Here is a 17,042-nt window from a genome sequence, read left to right on the forward strand (position 1 = left end):
ATTTTAAGGAGTGGGTTTCTAGCCCACTCCTTCTTCTTAGAATTTATGCTCTTACTTCGCCCCTAGCCCCTACATGACAGGCTAGGGTTTTATATTGCCACTTTACTACTTTAAAATGAAAAAGATTAAACTTGTGCATAATAAGGAATAAATGGTAGTAGAAGGAGGATGACGGATGACTTCGGTTATTGAAACAACAGAACAATTAGTGAATCCGATTTTAGAACAGAATGGTTTAGAACTGGTTGATATTGAATATGTGAAGGAAGGAAAGAACTGGTTCCTGCGCGTTTATATTGATAAACCGGGTGGTGTCGATATCGCGGAATGTGGACTTGTATCAGAGCAACTGAGTGAAAAGCTCGACGAAACTGATCCAATTAAAGATGCCTATTTTCTCGAAGTATCTTCACCTGGTGCGGAAAGACCGCTCAAAACAAAAGCAGATATAGAAGCAAATATTAATAAAAATGTTTATGTTACATTATACGCACCCATTGATGGTGAAAAGGAATATGAAGGAATATTAACCAGCTTTGAAAATGATTGTCTAACCATTGAATACAAGGTGAAAACAACGAAGAAACAAGTGGAGATTCCATATGAAAAGGTAGCTAAAGCAAGATTAGCTGTAACGTTCTAAAAAGGGGGATAATGAAAAGTGAGCAGTCAGTTGTTTGATGCGATTGATTTATTAGCAGAGGAAAAAGGCATTGAAAAAGAAATATTAATTGAAGCATTGGAAGCTGCACTAATATCAGCATATAAAAAGAATTTCCAATCTGCAACGAACGTGCGAGTTGAACTTAACGAAGAAAAAGGCAGTATGAAAGTATTTTCAAGAAAAGCGATTGTAGAAGAAGTAGAGGATACCCAACAGGAAATATCGTTGGCGGAAGCAAAGGAAATCGACCCGAATTATGAAGTGGATGATGTAATCGAAGTAGAGGTTACACCGAAAGACTTCGGTCGGATTGCTGCCCAGGCGGCAAAGCAGGTAGTAACACAGCGGGTAAGGGAAGCAGAACGGGGCGTTATTTATTCCGAATATGTCGACCGAGAAGATGATGTCATGACTGGAATCATCCAGCGTAAAGATGCCCGCTTTATTTATGTAAACTTAGGAAAGATTGAAGCAAAGCTTGCTGAAGCGGAGCAAATGCCGACAGAAGAGTATCACACCCATGATCGTCTCAAAGTATATGTAACGAAAGTGGAGAATACAAGTAAAGGGCCACAGATCTATATTTCAAGATCACATCCAGGCTTGTTGAAGCGATTATTTGAAATGGAAGTACCCGAAATTTATGATGGTATCGTTGAAATTAAATCAGTAGCACGGGAAGCTGGCGACCGTTCAAAAATTTCCGTTTATGCGGAGAACGAAGAAATTGATGCAGTAGGTGCTTGTGTCGGACCAAGAGGTCAGCGTGTCCAGGCGATAGTTGATGAACTGAAGGGTGAGAAAATCGATATCGTCGAATGGGCAGAAGACCCGGTTGTTTACGTATCGAACGCACTCAGTCCTTCTAAGGTCATTGATGTGCTCGTAAACGAAGAAGAGAAAGCAACAACAGTTATTGTTCCTGATTATCAACTATCTTTAGCAATTGGTAAGCGTGGGCAAAATGCTCGGCTTGCTGCCAAGCTGACAGGCTGGAAAATCGACATTAAGAGTGAGACTGAAGCTAAAAATGAAGGCCTGCTCGAGGATGATCTCGAAGATGATAGTGAAACAACTGAAGAAGAATCTTATTCAATGAATGATAACGATTTGTTTGAATAGGAGGAATTAAAAAATGGCGACAAAACGTAAAATACCAGAAAGAAAATGTGTTGTAACAGGGGAAATGCGACCAAAAAAAGAACTGATCCGTATTGTACGGAATAAAGCCGGAGAAGTATTTGTCGACCCGACAGGGAAAAAGAACGGCAGGGGCGCATATGTAACCGGAACATTGGAAGTTATTGATAAAGCTGAACAATCCAATGTTCTTGCCCGAACGTTAAATGCTGAAGTTGAACCGGCAATCTATGAAGAATTACGAGAGCTTGTGAGAAGTGAATCATGAAGAATTATTTGAATTTACTTGGTCTCGCCTTTCGGGCCGGAAAATGTTCTGTTGGGGAAGATGCTATTTTACGAGATGTTCGCAGCCAGAAGGCAAAGCTCGTAATACTGGCCCATGATACAGGGGACCAGACGAAGAAACGCATTACCGATAAATGCAAGTATTACCGGGTTCCTTATGTTATTGCCGAAGAGGACCGGGAAACATTATCGAATGCGATAGGAAAATCCCAAAGAGTTGCGATTGCAGTACTGGATGCAGGTTTTGCTAAGAAGATCCGCTCGTACTTTGCCAGATAAGATAGTATGAATCCATTTTAATTGCATAAGTGCAACTAAGGCATTCGCCGTAAAGCCTTGGCGAATGCCAAGTTTTCTAAGGTAATTAATTTCGGGGGTGAACGTATGACTAAAATGCGTGTATATGAATATGCTAAAAAGAATCAAGTAACGAGTAAACAAGTGATTAACTATTTAAAAGAAATGAATGTGGAAGTGGCGAATCACATGTCTACGATCTCGGAGAATACCGTGAAATCACTTGATAAAAAGTTTAATCCATCGACTAACGATAGAGAAAAACAGAAGACAACCACTCAGTCGAAACCAAAACAGAAAAAAGACGATACGAAACAGAAGTCTTCTGATAAAAGACATAACAACAAAGGGAGTCAACAAATGACAGGAAAAAGAGGCCAGCAAAAGACTCACCGTAATAAAAATCGAAACCAAAAGAGACGAGACCAGCAAAGGAGCAAACCGACACAACCGGCACCGGATTTAACGCCGAAGAAGATTACGTATAATAATACGCTAACGGTTAGTGAACTTGCAGCAAAGCTACACAAAAAAGAATCTGAGATCATTAAAAAACTCATGTTTTTAGGTGTGATGGCTACGAAAAACCAGGATCTTGATGATGATACGATTGAATTAATCTGCGGTGAGTATAATGTTGAAGTAGAAAAGGAAATTGTACTAGAGGACACAGATTTTGAAAAATATCGCGTAGAAGAGAAAGAAGAGAACTTACAGGAACGACCTGCTGTTGTGACGATTATGGGACACGTAGACCACGGGAAAACAACAACACTAGACTCCATTCGAAAAACAAAAGTAACAGCAGGAGAAGCTGGAGGGATCACACAGCATATCGGGGCTTATCAAGTAGAAGCAAATGGGAAGAAGATCACTTTCCTCGATACACCGGGCCACGCTGCTTTCACAAGCATGCGTTCACGTGGCGCTCAAGTTACGGATATCGCAATTCTAGTCGTTGCTGCGGATGACGGTGTAATGCCACAGACCGTTGAAGCGATCAACCATGCAAAAGCAGCTGAGGTTCCAATTATTGTTGCTGTTAATAAAATGGATAAAGAATCAGCAAATCCTGACCGCGTTATGCAGGAGTTAACAGAATACGAATTAATCCCTGAAGACTGGGGCGGGGATACGATTTTCGTTAATATTTCAGCAATCAAAAACGAGGGTATTGATGATCTCCTTGAGATGGTGTTACTCGTCGCGGAAGTTGAAGAACTAAAAGCGAATCCGAATGCCAATGCATCCGGTACGGTGATTGATGCGCAATTGGATAAAGGAAGAGGTTCTGTAGCGACATTACTCGTCCAGAATGGAACGCTCCATGTAGGTGATTCCCTCGTTGTCGGGAACACATATGGTCGAGTACGCGCGATGGTAAATGATATGCGGGAGCGGGTTGAACAAGTTGGCCCGTCTACACCAGTGGAAATTACCGGTCTTAACGGTGTACCACAAGCCGGGGATCAATTCCTCGTATTTGAAGATGAGAAGAAAGCAAGACAAGTCGGTGAGGCACGAGAGCAGAAATTTATTGTGGAAAACCGGGGACAACAGAGTAAAGTAAGCCTTGACGATTTATTCGAGCAAATTAAGCAAGGTGAAATGAAAGACTTAAATATTATTATTAAAGCGGATGTTCAAGGTTCAGCTGAAGCACTTTCCTCTTCTCTACAAAAAATTGAAGTAGAAGGCGTTAAGGTAAAAATCATCCACACTGGAGTAGGAGCGATAACAGAGTCTGATATTATTTTGGCATCTGCTTCAAATGCAATCGTCATCGGTTTTAACGTAAGACCTGATGTAAATGCGAAAAACGCTGCAGAAAGAGAAAAAGTCGATGTAAGAACGCATCGTGTCATCTATAAGGCAATTGAAGAAATCGAAGCAGCGATGAAGGGCTTGCTTGATCCTGAATTCGAAGAGAAAGTTATCGGACAAGCGGAAGTTCGTGAAACATTTAAAGTTTCCCGAATCGGAACAATCGCTGGGAGCTATGTTACGGATGGTAAGATTACGAGAGACTCTGGGGTCAGAGTAATCCGTGATGGAGTTGTTCTGTTCGAAGGTGAGATCGCTGCACTGAAACGATTTAAAGATGACGTGCGTGAAGTGGCGACTAACTATGAGTGTGGAATTACAATTTCGAACTTTAATGATATTAAAGAAGGAGACGTTATCGAAGCATTTATTATGGAGGAAATTAAACGCACATGATCCTCTATGCTGAAATAGAGTGCTTCTTTTACGAAGGAAATTCGCTTAAAGCAAAACGTTCCTTATTAAAAAGGATATTTGCCAAATTGACGAAAGACTTTAATGTTGCCGTTGCCGAGTTAGAATATCAAGACCTCTGGCAACGGACAAAGTTTGGCGTTGTGACAGTATCGGCAAGTACAGTACATGCAGAGAAAATAATTCAGCAAGTGCTGCGGGTTGTTGATCAATATCCTGAATTGGAGCGGACCCTTACAACGGTTGAGGAACGCTAACCCTCCTTCAAGCAATTAATTATTTTCTGAATGAGGTGAGATGATGTCGGAATTACGTGCTAATCGGGTTGCTGAACAGATGAAAAAAGAATTAGGCGAAATTTTAACGATGAAACTGAAAGATCCTAGAATTGGCTTTGTTACAGTTACAGATGTGGAAGTCACCGGAGACCTCCAGCAAGCTACCATCTATATTTCTGTACTCGGTTCAGAGAAAGAAAAACAAGATACTTTACTTGGATTGACGAAAGCTAAAGGATTTATCCGTTCAGAAATCGGAAAACGAATCCGTCTGAGAAAGACACCTGAACTCCTTTTTGAATTTGATGAAGCATACGAGTATGGAAACCGGATTGAAACTATTTTACGAGATTTAAATAAATAAATGGTAAATCTGACTCCTCAGTTAAGTGGACAGAGTCAGATTTTTCCATGATTCTTTTGCTTGTATGGAACGGGAGTGAAAGAGATGGACGGAATTCTGCCGTTATGGAAACCAAGAGGGATGACCTCCCATGATTGCGTCATGAAGATTAGACGAATTTACAAGACGAGAAAGGTCGGGCACACAGGGACGCTTGACCCGGAAGTAGAAGGTGTACTTCCTATCTGCATCGGGCAAGCTACGAAAGTTGTACCATTTTTGACAGATACAAAGAAAACATATATCGCCGAATTAAAGTTAGGGCAAACGACAGAAACAGAAGATAGCTACGGTGAAATTGTTGAAACGATGGAAGTTGATGCATTTCCTGAAACCAGTGAAATTGACACATGCTTCAAATCCTTCTTAGGCGTGACGGAGCAAACCCCACCAATGTATTCAGCTGTTAAAGTAAATGGTAAGAAGCTGTATGAATATGCAAGGGCAAATAAAGAAGTCGAGCGACCAATACGTAATATTGAGATATATTCCATTAAGCGCTTAGCACAAAATAAAAATGATCAAACGATCCGATTCCAAGTCACTTGTTCGAAGGGAACTTATATCCGCACACTTTGTGTCGACATTGGGAAAAGGCTAGGATATCCTGCTCATATGTCATTCCTTGAAAGAACCCAGACTGGGAATTTTACTAAAGAGGAAGCAGTAACATTCGAACAGCTTGAAAAAACCGCTACTGAAGTGGAACGAGCAGCATGGCTCAAACCGCTCCTATCCGGAGTTGATCATTTATCTTCCATTGAAGTATCTGAACAGGTAAAGAGAAAAGTACAGCATGGCCAAAAACTGCCTCGACCTGACGAATTGCCGAGGACGAATCCGTTTTTGATGGTGCACCACGGTGAACTATTGGCCATTTATCAGCTTTATGAAAAAAGTAAGCAAGAAATAAAGCCAGTTCGTGTATTTCAGCTTGATAAAAAAGTAGGTGAATAGATATGAGAACATTTGAATTAACTTATCCACACACGCTTTCTGGAGTGGACATGCCTGAAACAGTCAGTGCGATTGGTTTTTTTGACGGGATACATAAAGGTCATCAGCAATTAATCAAGAAAGCGGTTGAAATAGCAAAAGAAAGAAATATGGAGAGTGCTGTAATTACGTTTCATCCTCACCCATCTGTCATATTGAAAAAGGGGATAGAACATGTGCAATATATAACGCCTCTTCGCGAAAAACAAGAAATTCTTCAGCAAATGAATGTTGATAGACTCTATATTATTAAATTTAACGAAGAACTATCGAAATTGAGTCCTCAAGCTTTCATAGATCATTTTATAATTGGATTAAATATTAAGCATCTTGTTGCAGGCTTCGATTACAGCTTTGGCCATAAAGGATCTGGAAATATGCAGAATATCGCGGAATATTCCAGAGGTGAATTTGATTATACGGTTATCGACAAAGTTTCACTGGATGATGAAAAAATCAGCTCCACTCGGATCAGAAACTTGTTGAAACAAGGAGACGTAGCGGCAGTCAATCAGTTGCTTGGACGCCCTTTAAAATATACAAGTACCGTTATTCGAGGTGCAAAGCGCGGTGGCCCGGAACTTGGCTATCCTACGGCGAATTTACGAATTAATGAAGAAGCACTTCTGCCTAAGATTGGTATTTATGCTGTGAAAATACGATACAAGAATGCGATTTATGAAGGAATGGCAAGTGTTGGGACGAACCCGACTTTCAAAGAAGATAAAGGAAATTTATCCGTTGAAGTGAATATCTTTGATTATAATAATGATTTATACGGAGAAGAATTACAGATTGAATGGCATGAGTTCATTCGGGATGAGAAGAAATTTGCCGGCAAAGAAGAACTAATCGCACAACTTGCCGACGACGAAAAAACAATCCGCAATTATTTCCGATAAATTACTCAACATTTACAGTCTGAAACAGCAGTTCATGTAAAAAATATTGATTAAAAACTTGATTTTATCTGGAGTTAAAGCTATACTAATGTAGATAAACCATCGCTTGGCAAATCGTAACTCCGACGATTGCTAGGGGATTGGGGCTATACAAATTCTATAGGAGGTGGACCAAATGGCGATTTCACAAGAACGTAAGAATGAAATTATTAATGAATTTAAAGTCCATGATACGGACACAGGTTCTCCTGAAGTACAAATTGCTGTACTTACAGAAGAGATTAACCTACTGAATGAACATCTTCGTGTTCATAAGAAGGACCATCATTCTCGCCGCGGTCTGTTTAAAATGGTCGGTAAACGCCGTAACCTATTAAACTACCTACGTAATAAAGATATTATACGTTACCGCGATTTAATTCAAAAACTCGGCTTACGTCGATAAGCTTAAAGAAAAGCAGGAGAAATCCTGCTTTTTCTTTTAAACATTTTACTATGGTGTAACAGTCCGTAAGACTTCCGCGACTAAAAATGGTAAAGGGTTAAAAGCAGGAAATAACGGTCACTGACACCTTGATTTACAAAAGCTAATTCCGTGGGAAAAGAACAACAACTCCTCTAGAATGAAGTTTTGTTTTATATAACTGGATATTATTGACATTACGCTTCTGATTAGACGTACCGTTTGATTCTCCCACTGCTATCGTATATTCTAGAAGAAAGAATTACCTGATAGCTTTAAGCGAGAATTGCTTATACTAATGATAAGGATGTTGTATTGAAAGGAGTACCAAACTAGATGACAGATGAAAAACAAGTTTTTTCGACAGAGATTTCAGGTTCCACGTTTACAGTGGAAATAGGTGAACTTGCCAAACAAGCTGGTGGCGCTGCGATGATTCATTATGGTGATACATCTGTACTGGCAGTTGCCACAGGATCAAAGGAGCCGAAAGATTTGCCATTCTTTCCTTTGACAGTAAATTATGAAGAACGGTTGTATGCCGTCGGAAAAATCCCGGGAGGATTCATTAAGCGGGAAGGAAGACCAAGTGAAAAAGCAATTCTGGCTTCACGTCTAATTGACCGTCCAATTCGACCACTTTTCCCTGATGGCTACCGTAATGAAGTACAAGTTATCAGTACCGTGATGAGTGTGGATCAAGACTGTTCTTCAGAGATCGCAGCAATGATCGGTTCTTCCATTGCGCTTTCTATTTCTAATATTCCATTTCAGGAACCGATCGCAGGTGTTCAAGTTGGAAGAGTTGATGGAGAATTCATTATTAACCCAACTATTGAGCAACAGGAAAAAAGTGATATCGAGCTTACCGTAGCAGGAACGAAAAATGCAGTCAACATGGTTGAAGCAGGTGCTGATGAAGTTCCTGAAGAAGTAATGCTTGAAGCAATCATGTTCGGTCACGAAGAAATTAAACGATTAGTTGAATTTCAAGAAGAAATTATTTCTCAAGCGAATATCGAAAAATCCGAAGTGAATTTATTTGAGCTTGACAGAGAGCTTACGGAAAAAATTGAACATGAGGCAAAAGATAAGCTTACTGCGGCAATCCAAGTAAAAGAAAAGCATGAGCGTGAAGATGCGATTGCAGCCGTGAAAGAAGAGGTAATTGCTGCTTATGATGAAGAAACAGAAGCAGATACCATTAAACAAGTGAAAAACATTCTTGAAAACATGGTGAAGGAAGAAGTGCGTCGTCTTATTACGAAGGAGAAAATTCGTCCAGATGGTAGAAAACCGGATGAAGTCAGACCATTATCCAGTCGCACTCACATCTTACCGCGCACCCATGGTTCAGGGCTATTTACACGTGGACAAACACAAGCTTTAAGTATCTGTACATTAGGTGCACTCGGCGATGTCCAAATTTTGGACGGGCTTGATTTAGAAGAGTCAAAACGCTTTATGCATCATTATAACTTCCCGCAATATAGTGTTGGGGAAACAGGTCCAATCCGCGCGCCGGGTAGAAGGGAAATTGGTCATGGTGCCTTAGGTGAACGTGCCCTTGAAAAAGTGATCCCATCTGAAAATGATTTCCCATATACAATCCGTCTCGTTTCCGAAGTATTGGAATCTAACGGTTCAAGCTCGCAGGCGAGTATTTGTGCAAGTACATTAGCATTAATGGATGCTGGAGTCCCGATTAAAGCTCCGGTTGCCGGAATTGCGATGGGTCTAGTTAAATCTGGGGAAGATTATACGATTTTAACAGATATTCAAGGCATGGAAGATGCACTTGGTGACATGGACTTTAAAGTTGCCGGTACAGAAAATGGAATTACTGCTTTACAGATGGATATTAAAATTGACGGTCTTTCCCGAGAGATATTAGAAGAAGCGATGGAACAAGCGAAAGTAGGACGGATGCAAATTCTTGAATCCATGCTTGCAACCATTGCAGAACCTAAGACAGAGTTATCTCCGTTTGCACCGAAAATCATGACGATGGCCATTAATCCGGATAAAATCCGTGATGTAATTGGACCGAGCGGAAAACAAATTAATCAAATCATCGATGAAACTGGTGTGAAAATCGACATTGAACAGGACGGTAGTGTCTATATTTCTTCAACCGATAAGCAAATGAATGAAAAGGCGAAGAAAATTATTGAGGACATTGTCCGTGAAGTAGAAGTCGGTCAAATGTATCTTGGTACTGTTAAACGTATTGAGAAGTTTGGCGCATTTGTTGAATTATTTAAAGGAAAAGATGGTCTTGTTCACATTTCCGAACTGCAAATTGAACGTACGAATAAAGTAGAAGACGTCGTTTCAGTCGGAGATGAAATCCTAGTCAAAGTGAAAGAAATTGATCGACAAGGCCGAATTAATCTGTCAAGAAAAGCAGTATTATTAGAAGAAAAAGAACGGGAAGAAAAAGCAAATAAATAAGTGATTCGGTCGTTAAGTAATTCTGAATGACTTAGAAAACAAAAAGAAGCTGAGTAATTATTTCAGTTTCTTTTTTTAATAGCCCTTTCTATTGTTTCGCATACCTTGTCCTATTGCCGCATATATTGATTGCAGGGGGGCGGTGGCATGCGAGAGTATAAAAAATATGTGAACGTACTAGTGTTCATTCTTATCCTTTTTGCTGCATTTCGATTGGATTATAATCCATTTATTGATGGGGCAGTGCCTGTTACGAATTTAAAAAAGGACGAACTATACTTAGAGATCGAGCAAAAAGCAGCAACAGGAGAATATAAGGAAGCACCTCAAAACGCCTACATTGACCGCGTTTATAAAAAGACTCCCGGAAGGAACGGCAGGGACATAAATGTTGAAAAATCCTACCAGCGGATGAAGAAAGCTGGCGTATTTCAAGAGGATCTACTTATCTTTGATCAAATACGACCGGAAATTGATTTAATCGATCTAGAATCAGCGCCAATTTACCGTGGACATCCCGAAAAACAAATGGTATCATTTATGATTAATGTTTCTTGGGGGAGTGAGCATATTCCAGCAATCCTAAACACGTTACAGGAACATCAAGTGAAAGCAAATTTTTTCATTGAAGGGAAGTGGGCGAGGGAGAATCCAGAACTCGTACAAATGATTGTGGAAAAAGGTCATCTTGTCGGAAACCATGCTTATAATCACCCAGATATGGCGCGCCTGAATAATCAGGAAATCGAAACACAGATCAAGCAGACAAATGAAATACTTACTGCAATTACAGGGGAAACTCCAACTTACTTTACACCACCTAGCGGAAGTTTTAAAGATGAAGTTGTTAAGATTGCCAGTGAAGAAGGAATGGAGACAATTTTATGGACGGTAGATACGATCGATTGGAAGAAACCATCTGTTTCTGTTATGATAAATCGAGTAAATGATAACGTGCATCCTGGTGCAATCATTTTAATGCATCCAACACCAGTCATTGCTGAAGGGCTAGATGAATTAATCACGCTCCTTAAGGATAAAGACTTCCGATTAGGCAGATTAGATACACTTTTAAGTACAGAACGATAATTTGACATCATTTCAGGGGGGAGCAATATTGATTCAGAAACATCAGAGTAAGAACGGATTGCGTATCGTGCTTGAACCAATTCCTGCTGTTCGTTCCGTCACGATAGGAATTTGGGTGTTGACGGGTTCACGTAATGAAACAGTTGAAAATAATGGTATATCCCATTTTATTGAACACATGCTGTTTAAAGGAACAAAAACACGGACTGCCCGTGATATAGCAGAGGCATTTGATTCTATTGGAGGCCAGATCAATGCTTTTACTTCCAAGGAATATACTTGTTTTTATGCAAAAGTTCTTGATACCCATAAAGAACTCGCATTAGAAATTCTGGCAGATATGTTTTTCGACTCGAGTTTCGATGAAGAAGAGATGGAACGGGAAAAGAAAGTAGTTTATGAAGAGATAAAAATGTATGAAGATACGCCAGATGATATTGTACATGACTTCTTAGCACAAGCTGCTTTTGGCAATCACCCACTGGGTTTTCCGATTATAGGTTCAGAGAAGCAATTGGAGTCATTCCATCCGGCAATGCTAAGAGACTATATGAATGAACAGTATACTCCGGAAAATATCGTCATTTCAATTGCAGGAAATGCAGACGAATCATTTGTCCAATTGATTGATGACCGATTTGGTTCCTTTACTCGGCCGGGTAAGAAAAAGGAAGAAATGACAGCTCTTTTTGTAGGAGATTCGATCACAAAGAATAAAGATACAGAACAAGCTCACCTTTGCCTTGGTTACCGAGGCTTACCAATTAATGATTCATCTACATACAGCTTAATTTTATTAAACAATGTCTTAGGTGGGAGTATGAGTTCCCGCTTGTTTCAGGATGTTCGCGAATCACAGGGACTTGCCTATTCTGTATTTTCTTATCATGCTTCATTTCTTGAAGATGGTCTGCTCACAATCTATGCCGGTACAGGAAATGAACAATTGACAAAGTTACAGGAAACGATTGATGATACGATTGCTGAGCTTGTTGATAACGGAATAACAGATAAAGAACTACATAATAGTAAGGAACAATTAAAGGGAAATCTTGTGCTTAGTTTGGAAAGTACAAGCAGCAGAATGAGTAGGAATGGAAGAAATGAATTGTTATTAAAAAGACATCGGTCAATAGATGAAATAATTAAAGAAATCGATGCCATTTCGCATAGCTCCGTTCGTAACGTAATCGACCATGTATTTAAGTCAAAACCAGCAATCGCAATAATTTCAAATAACAATTGAAGCCTGCCAACTCATTATTCTCATGACTTTCTGCTTTCTTGCATAAGCTGGAATAGGGAGGGGTATCCATGAGGCTTAGAGATATTAGCGGGAAGGAAATTATTGATGTGAAGCAAGGGATTAAGTTGGGCGTGCTCGGACAAACAGATTTGGAGATCAATGAGCAGACTGGACAAATTGAAGCATTTATCATTCCGTCTTATAAATGGTTCGGTCTAAAAAAAGAAGAAGATGAATCACTCATTCGTTGGCGAAACATTAAAGTAATTGGAGAAGATATGATTGTTGTGGAATCTGAGGATTTCACGGAAGGAAAAGGCTGATATCTCAAGATATCAGCCTTTTTTCATTTATTGGCTAGTCTACAATCACTCTAAGGCGCAATCATCATATTCTATAGAGAGAAAATGATGTTTGGAGGTTAGTAGCAATAATGGAGCAACTCATTGCTGTAATTGGCGGTGATGCTCGCTACCTGGAATTAATCCGCCAGCTGCAAGCATTACCAAAAGTAACAATTGTTTTAATCGGGTTTGATAAATTGGAACAAAGCTTTACAGGATTAAAACAGAGCGATCTATCGGAGATTCACCCCGCTGATCTGGATGTAATTATTTTACCAATTACCGGAACTGATGAGTTAGGTAATGTAGAAACGGTCTTTTCCGATCAGCCGCTCCAATTGACAGAAGAATGGTTTAAAAATCTAAAGGAATCCGCAATTATGTTTACTGGAATAGCAAATGATTTTCTAAAGGAACAGGCTGAAAATAATAGAATTGAACTTGTACCGCTTCTTAACCGGGATGATGTCGCAATTTATAACTCGATACCTACTGCTGAAGGTACAATTATGATGGCAATTGAGCATACGGATTATACGATTCATTCATCCAATGTCATTGTAACTGGATTTGGCCGTGTTGGTCATACGATTGCTAATAAATTCTCAAGTCTTGGTGCAAAGGTAAGTGTAGCTTCAAGGGATTTAAGTGACCTTGCCCGCATAACAGAGATGAACCTTCAGGCGATTCCCCTTGAGCAACTGCCAGACCATCTTGACCAATGTGATCTTTTAATCAATACGATACCTGCACTTGTTATTAAGCGTGAAGCTATTGAAAAGTTACCTGCCCATACGGTTATTATCGACCTTGCTTCGAAACCGGGTGGAACGGACTTTGAATTTGCTGAGAAGCGCGGAATTAAAGCAATTCTAGCAAAAAGTCTCCCTGGTGTCGTTGCTCCGAAGACTTCTGGCAAAATTTTAGCGAATGTGATTATGCAAGTGATAGAAGGAAGGAGATAAACATGTCACTTTCTGGAAAGAAAATCGGTTTCGGTATTACTGGTTCGCATCATTCCCATGTTTTCGTATTTAAAGAGCTTACTCGGCTAGTTAAAGAAGGGGCAGATGTATATCCATTCATTACAGACGCTGTCAAGCATACCGATACTGTTCACGGTAAAGCAGTGGATAAGATTAAAAAAATCGAGGAAATCACTGGTAAGACAGTTGTTTCAACCATCGTGGAAGCCGAACCATTCGGTCCGAAAATCCCATTAGACTGTATGGTCATTGCACCACTAACAGGAAACTCTTTGAGTAAACTGGCGAATGCGGTTACGGACAACGCGGTCTTGATGGCTGCAAAAGCAACGCTACGTAATGATTCTCCCGTTGTTTTAGGAGTGTCGACAAATGATGCCCTCGGATTAAATGGAGTTAACTTAATGCGCTTAATGGCGACTAAAAATATATTCTTTATTCCCTTTGGCCAGGATGATCCATTTAATAAACCAAATTCCCTCGTTGCCGATTGGCCGTCCCTCCATGAAACGCTCCAATTCGCATTGACTAAAAATCAACTTCAACCAATTCTCATTTCGTATAACTAGAATTATATGATATAATATGACGCTAACAGTACAAATATTTAGAGTAATCGAAGGGAGTAACGAGAAATGGCAGAAAAAAATGCTTACAATATAGCCGTAGTCGGTGCAACAGGGGCTGTAGGGAAGAAAATATTACAAATATTAGAAGAAAAAAATTTTCCGATTAATGAATTAAAAGTATTAGCTTCAAAACGATCTGCGGGTAAAACAATCGAATTTAAAGGAGAAGAGAAGACGATTGAAGAAGCAACTCCGGAAAGTTTTAATGGAGTTGATATTGCCCTCTTCTCCGCAGGTGGATCCGTAACGAAAGCATTAGCAAATGAAGCGGTAGAGCGCGGTGCAGTCGTCATTGACAATACAAGTGCATTTCGGATGACTGAAGGTGTGCCCTTAGTTGTACCGGAAGTGAACAAAGAAGACATTAAGGATCATAAAGGGATTATTGCTAACCCGAATTGTTCGACGATTCAAATGGTTGCTGCATTAAGCCCGATTAAAGAAACGTTTGGTCTTTCAAGAATAATTGTTTCAACTTACCAAGCCGTTTCCGGTGCCGGTGATCATGCTATTAGCGAACTGGAAAAGCAAACAGAACAATATGTAAATGGTAAAGAGATGGAAGCGAACGTACTCCCGGTAGGATCCGAGGAAAAGCACTATCCAATTGCTTTTAACGCATTGCCGCAGATTGATGTATTTTCCGATGGAGGATACACACAGGAAGAGTGGAAGATGATTAATGAGTCGAAGAAAATTCTTCATGATCAGGAATTATCAGTCGCGGCAACCTGTGTCCGTCTACCGGTATTCACATCCCATGCGGAAAGTGTATATATTGAAATTGATAAAGATGATGTGACGGTAGAGGATCTTTGGAAAGTACTCGAATCAGCTCCAGGAATTGTCCTGCAGGATGAGCCTTCTAAACAAGTCTATCCGACCCCGTTATCATCAGCTGATAAAGATGAAGTATTTGTAGGTCGTGTACGGAAAGATCCGGATAAGGCAAATGGTTTCCATTTATGGATTGTCTCCGATAATCTAGTAAAAGGCGCGGCTTTAAATACTGTTCAAATCGCTCAATCTGTCGTTGATAATAACTGGTTATAAAGTGAAACTTCATTCAGTGGGGAATTCGTTACCTCCCCACTGAATGTTAGTTGAACCGAATCAGGGATTTACGGACTGTTTATCCCCAACTTCACACTGTTGGGCTTCCCTCATGTTTCAAGGTGGGGATATTACAGACCGTTAATACGTGATAGAAAGAAGTTAAAAAATAAACAAAGCGGCTATTAATTACATCTTTAAACATCTACAGAAGAGTAATAGTAGCTGCTTTTATTTCATTGGAAAGAGAGGTGAAGAAATGCAACTTCTCGTGCAGAAATTTGGCGGCACTTCATTACAGACGGAAAACACCCGAAAACATGTGCTTTACCACGTTAAAAAAGCAATTGATGCGGATTATAAAGTTATCGTTGTCGTTTCCGCCCTCGGGAAAAATCCTGCACCATATGCAACTGATTCTTTGTTGCAATTGGTAAACTATCCCGAAACAAATGCTTCAGATAGGGAGCTTGACCTTTTGTTAGCCTGCGGGGAAATTATTTCAGCAGTCGTAGTCGCAAATGAACTGAAACAGGCTGGGATAAGTGCAACAGCTTTTACGGGAGCACAGGCCGGAATAATGACAACGGAAAACCATACGAATGCAAAAATTCAACATGTTAATCCAAAGCGGCTGTTTCGTGCTTTTGATACTTACGATTGTATTGTAGTGGCTGGCTTCCAAGGGGAGACAAAAAAGGGGGATGTTACAACGATTGGCAGGGGAGGAAGCGATACGACAGCAGCAGCTCTTGCTGTAGCGACGGATGCTGTCCGAGCGGAAATTTTCACAGACGTTGAGGGGATTATGACCGCTGATCCGAAGCTTGTCACATCTGCTCGTGTGCTAAAGAACTGTACGTACACCGAAACATGCAATCTCGCTTACCAAGGAGCTAAAGTCATCCATCCCCAGGCAGTTGAAATTGCAATGCGAGCGAAACTTCCACTCCATGTCCGTTCCACTTATAAACGTTACCATGGCACAATTATCTCAAGCTTAAGAGAAGATAAAAACGGATCAAAAGAAAAGAACAAACTAATAACCGGTATTGCTCATCAAGCTGATATTGCACAAGTGAAAATCAGCCGCAAAGAGAATCCGGATTATTCAATGACAGCTATTTTTAAGGCTATGGCTGCAGCTGGAATTTCTATTGATTTCATTAACATATCTCCAAACCAATTGGCATTTACCCTTCCAAATTCAACCCTTCAACAAGCAAAAGGCATTTTCAAAGAACTAAATCTTCAAGTAACACTGGCCGAACATTGCGCAAAAATCGCCGCTGTCGGCGCAGGAATGAGCGGAATACCTGGGGTAGCATCGCAAATTGTCTCTGCCTTAGTGAAGCATGATATTCAAATTTTACAAGCTGCCGACAGCCACACAACGATTTGGGTGTTGGTGCCCGAAGAGAAATTAAAACGTGCAGTAAATATCCTCCATGAAACCTTCAAATTAGATGAAGCAATCCCGAGTTATTTTTAAGGGCGGAAGACAATCATTGTCCCCGTCCTTTTTAAATGGAGTACTCAATACATGGAACGCTTCACCAATGAACATACTAT

The 17,042-nt window shown here is 40.2% G+C and carries 18 protein-coding genes; all 18 read left to right on the forward strand.

What is annotated here, in order from left to right:
• Positions 1-175: 175 nt before the first annotated feature.
• Entirely contained in the window at positions 176-643 is a 468-nt protein-coding gene (rimP, locus tag SPD53_RS03410) for a ribosome maturation factor RimP (RefSeq protein ID WP_156855420.1), read from the forward strand.
• An 18-nt stretch (positions 644-661) separates the two neighbouring features.
• Positions 662-1,786 carry a transcription termination factor NusA gene (gene nusA / locus SPD53_RS03415; protein ID WP_156855419.1) on the forward strand — a complete coding sequence of 375 codons (1,125 nt, stop codon included), beginning with the start codon at positions 662-664 and terminating at the stop codon, positions 1,784-1,786.
• Between the two features lie 13 nt (positions 1,787-1,799).
• Positions 1,800-2,072: an RNase P modulator RnpM gene (gene rnpM, locus SPD53_RS03420; protein ID WP_156855418.1), complete on the forward strand. Its 273-nt coding sequence runs from the start codon at positions 1,800-1,802 to the stop codon at positions 2,070-2,072.
• Positions 2,066-2,371, forward strand: coding sequence for a L7Ae/L30e/S12e/Gadd45 family ribosomal protein (locus SPD53_RS03425; RefSeq protein WP_336251686.1), 306 nt, complete (start codon positions 2,066-2,068; stop codon positions 2,369-2,371). Before rnpM ends, SPD53_RS03425 begins: the two co-directional genes overlap by 7 nt.
• Before the next feature lie 105 nt (positions 2,372-2,476).
• The gene (infB, locus tag SPD53_RS03430; protein WP_336251653.1) at positions 2,477-4,609 is read left to right on the forward strand and encodes a translation initiation factor IF-2; all 2,133 of its coding nucleotides are present in this window, start codon (positions 2,477-2,479) and stop codon (positions 4,607-4,609) included.
• Entirely contained in the window at positions 4,606-4,884 is a 279-nt protein-coding gene (locus SPD53_RS03435) for a DUF503 domain-containing protein (RefSeq protein WP_156855415.1), read from the forward strand. The genes infB and SPD53_RS03435 overlap by 4 nt, the downstream gene beginning before the upstream one ends.
• Positions 4,885-4,927: 43 nt before the next feature.
• A complete protein-coding gene (gene rbfA / locus SPD53_RS03440) occupies positions 4,928-5,269 on the forward strand; it encodes a 30S ribosome-binding factor RbfA (protein WP_156855414.1) in 342 nt (113 codons plus the stop codon).
• 84 nt (positions 5,270-5,353) lie between these two features.
• Positions 5,354-6,265 carry a tRNA pseudouridine(55) synthase TruB gene (gene truB / locus SPD53_RS03445; RefSeq protein ID WP_336251654.1) on the forward strand — a complete coding sequence of 304 codons (912 nt, stop codon included), beginning with the start codon at positions 5,354-5,356 and terminating at the stop codon, positions 6,263-6,265.
• 2 nt (positions 6,266-6,267) lie between these two features.
• Complete coding sequence (gene ribF, locus SPD53_RS03450) at positions 6,268-7,206, forward strand: riboflavin biosynthesis protein RibF (RefSeq protein WP_336251655.1); 939 nt, start codon at positions 6,268-6,270, stop codon at positions 7,204-7,206.
• Positions 7,207-7,381: 175 nt separating this feature from the next.
• Complete coding sequence (gene rpsO, locus SPD53_RS03455) at positions 7,382-7,651, forward strand: 30S ribosomal protein S15 (protein ID WP_156855411.1); 270 nt, start codon at positions 7,382-7,384, stop codon at positions 7,649-7,651.
• A 354-nt stretch (positions 7,652-8,005) separates the two neighbouring features.
• Positions 8,006-10,123: a polyribonucleotide nucleotidyltransferase gene (pnp, locus tag SPD53_RS03460; protein ID WP_156855410.1), complete on the forward strand. Its 2,118-nt coding sequence runs from the start codon at positions 8,006-8,008 to the stop codon at positions 10,121-10,123.
• Between the two features lie 147 nt (positions 10,124-10,270).
• Positions 10,271-11,212 (forward strand): polysaccharide deacetylase family protein, encoded by a 942-nt coding sequence (locus SPD53_RS03465; RefSeq protein WP_336251656.1) that lies wholly within the window; start codon positions 10,271-10,273, stop codon positions 11,210-11,212.
• Positions 11,213-11,240: 28 nt separating this feature from the next.
• Positions 11,241-12,458, forward strand: a complete 1,218-nt coding sequence (locus tag SPD53_RS03470) for a M16 family metallopeptidase (RefSeq protein WP_156855408.1) — start codon at positions 11,241-11,243, stop codon at positions 12,456-12,458.
• Positions 12,459-12,526: 68 nt separating this feature from the next.
• Entirely contained in the window at positions 12,527-12,781 is a 255-nt protein-coding gene (locus tag SPD53_RS03475; protein WP_188855759.1) for a YlmC/YmxH family sporulation protein, read from the forward strand.
• Between the two features lie 110 nt (positions 12,782-12,891).
• Complete coding sequence (gene dpaA, locus SPD53_RS03480; protein WP_156856434.1) at positions 12,892-13,767, forward strand: dipicolinic acid synthetase subunit A; 876 nt, start codon at positions 12,892-12,894, stop codon at positions 13,765-13,767.
• Positions 13,768-13,769: 2 nt separating this feature from the next.
• Complete coding sequence (locus SPD53_RS03485; protein ID WP_156856435.1) at positions 13,770-14,357, forward strand: dipicolinate synthase subunit B; 588 nt, start codon at positions 13,770-13,772, stop codon at positions 14,355-14,357.
• 66 nt (positions 14,358-14,423) lie between these two features.
• Positions 14,424-15,470 (forward strand): aspartate-semialdehyde dehydrogenase, encoded by a 1,047-nt coding sequence (locus tag SPD53_RS03490; RefSeq protein ID WP_188858519.1) that lies wholly within the window; start codon positions 14,424-14,426, stop codon positions 15,468-15,470.
• 259 nt (positions 15,471-15,729) lie between these two features.
• Positions 15,730-16,962 carry an aspartate kinase gene (dapG, locus tag SPD53_RS03495; protein ID WP_156856437.1) on the forward strand — a complete coding sequence of 411 codons (1,233 nt, stop codon included), beginning with the start codon at positions 15,730-15,732 and terminating at the stop codon, positions 16,960-16,962.
• Positions 16,963-17,042 lie beyond the last annotated feature (80 nt).

Origin of the sequence: Oceanobacillus sp. MO10714A (assembly GCF_037072045.1) — a bacterium.
In the GTDB taxonomy this organism is placed as follows: domain Bacteria; phylum Bacillota; class Bacilli; order Bacillales; family Amphibacillaceae; genus Oceanobacillus; species Oceanobacillus indicireducens.